This is a genomic window from Faecalibacterium longum, assembly GCF_040094125.1.
Classification (GTDB): domain Bacteria; phylum Bacillota; class Clostridia; order Oscillospirales; family Ruminococcaceae; genus Faecalibacterium; species Faecalibacterium longum.
Genome location: NZ_JBBNIH010000065.1, coordinates 1 through 2325, shown reverse-complemented (window position 1 = coordinate 2325; position 2325 = coordinate 1). Strand labels below are relative to the sequence as shown.

Here is a 2325-nt window from a genome sequence, read left to right as displayed (position 1 = left end):
CGAAGCCCAAAAATGCTAGCCGCTTCGCTAAACGCATTTTTTTGTGCTTCTCCCATTTACGGCTCCGCCGAAGATTTTACGTTTCTGCTGAACTTCACGCCCTGCGAGGGCGTAACACCTGCTGCGAAGCAGCAAATTGGAGAAACGAGAAAAAAGCGTTAAGCGCAGCGACTAGCTTTTTTCCGTTTCGACAACCCCTTTGGGATTATCAAGGGCGAGCAGCCCTTGATTCGTGCCTCCCGCGCCTCGAACGTAGCGGGCACTTTTCTGGTTCTCTTTTGGTGCGCAAAAGAGAACTTTAGCTTCTCTTCGCCGCCAGCGCAATACTCAGCTGTGCCACATCCGACGGCGACACGCCGGGAATGCGTCCAGCCTGCCCCAAGTTTTTCGGGCGGATGCGGGCCAGCTTCTCGCGGGCTTCCAATGTCAGGCCGGTGAGCTCTGTGTAAGAGAAATCCTCCGGGATGAGGGTCTTCTCGTGGCGGGCCACCTCGTGTATCATCCGGTCCTGCCGGGCAATGTAACCCGCGTACTTGATTTCAGTTTCCAGACGCTCAGCCAGCATAGGCGTGATGCCCTCACCCCAGCCGATCATGCCCGCGATGAGCGAATAGTCGATTTCCGGTCGGCGCAGCAGCTCTTCGGCAATGCCGCCCTCTGCGGCCGGAGCGAGGCCCGCTGCTTCCATCGCGGCGCGCAGGTCCGCCGTGCGCAGATGGGCGTCATGCAGACGGTGGCGCTCTGCGTCCAACACAGCCTGCGTCTGCTGGTACTTTGTCCAGCGGTCATCCTGCACGAGGCCGTATTCCCTGCCGATGGGCGTCAACCGGGTGTCGGCGTTGTCCTGACGGAGGGTCAGGCGGTACTCGCTGCGGCTGGTCATCATCCGGTAGGGGTCCATGACGCCCTTGGTCACAAGGTCATCGACCAGTGTGCCGAGATAGCTCGACTGCCTGGGCAGGATGAGCTGGCTTTCGCCCAATGCGTTCCGGGCAGCGTTCAGACCGGCCAGAAGGCCCTGCGCGGCGGCTTCCTCGTAGCCCGAGGTTCCGTTGAACTGTCCCGCACCGTAGAGGCCCCGCACCACCTTGCTTTCCAGCGTGGCTTCGAGGCTGGTGGGGTCTACGCAGTCGTACTCGATGGCGTAGGCCGGGCGCATGATCTCAATATTCTCGAAGCCCTTGATGCTCCGGTAGAATGCATTCTGCACATCTTCCGGCAGACTGCTGGACGCACCCTGCAGATACATTTCCTCGGTGTTCTCGCCGCAAGGCTCCACAAAGATGGGATGCCGGTCCTTCCCTGCAAACCGCACTACCTTGTCCTCAATCGACGGGCAGTAGCGCGGGCCGACGCCCTCGATCATGCCGCCGTAGAGCGGGCTGCGCTGGATATTGTCCAGAATGATTCTGTGCGTCTCAGGGTTGGTGTAGGCGATCCAGCACTCCACCTTGTTGTGCATAGGGGCATCGGTCATGAAGCTGAAAGGCTGAAGTTCATTGTCCGGGTCGCCGGGCTGGCATTCCAGCTTAGAGAAGTCGATGCTCCGCCGATGCACGCGGGCAGGCGTACCGGTCTTGAAGCGGCGCAGCGGCAGACCGGCGGCTTTCAGGCTCTCGGTGAGGGCGTTGGCCGCGTGCATCCCGTCGGGGCCGGAGGCGTACCATGCATCGCCCACAAAAATTTTTCCGCCGAGGTTGGTGCCGGTGGCGATGACCACGCACTTTGCGCCATACTCCCCGTTCAGCTGGGTAACGACGCCCTTCACATGGCCGTCCTCCACCTCGATGGAAATGATTTCCGCCTGATGGATAGCCAGCCCCGGCGTCAGCTCAAGGGCGTGCTTCATATATTCATGATAGCGCTTGCGGTCGGTCTGGACGCGCAGAGCGTGGACAGCGGGGCCTTTGCCCTTGTTGAGCATCCGGCTCTGTAAATAGGTGGCATCTGCCGCAAGGCCCATCACACCGCCTAGTGCATCCAATTCGCGTACCAGCGTACCTTTTGCCGTGCCGCCGATACTGGGATTGCAGGGCATATTGCCGATGGCGTCCAAGCTCATCGTGAACACCGCCGTCTTTGCGCCCAGCATCGCGGCAGCATGGGCCGCCTCAATGCCCGCATGTCCGGCACCGATGACGATAACGTCGTAGTCTCCTAAATGGTTCATTGTTGTCTATTTTTTCCTCTGAGTTTTTATGTGCATATCGCGCCTGTGCGCGGGTCAGAGCGCTCTTTCATTAAGGCTAATTGTTCTCTTTTGATGTCAAAAGAGAACCAGAAAACCACCAGCGATTTCGACGCGCTGGATCCACGAGAAAGGGG

Annotated in this window: 1 protein-coding gene; it reads right to left on the bottom strand. The window is 59.5% G+C overall.

Going from position 1 to position 2325, the window contains the following annotated elements; translation table 11 throughout:
* Positions 1-298: 298 nt before the first annotated feature.
* Positions 299-2170, bottom strand: a complete 1872-nt coding sequence (mnmG, locus tag AAAU26_RS01265; RefSeq protein WP_227619246.1) for a tRNA uridine-5-carboxymethylaminomethyl(34) synthesis enzyme MnmG — start codon at positions 2168-2170, stop codon at positions 299-301.
* Between the last annotated feature and the right edge of the window lie 155 nt (positions 2171-2325).

What these genes read in the sequence shown, in the direction of transcription:
- mnmG (WP_227619246.1), bottom strand. Translation starts at nt 2,170, where the DNA reads ATGAACCATTTAGGAGACTACGACGTTATCGTCATCGGTGCCGGACAT.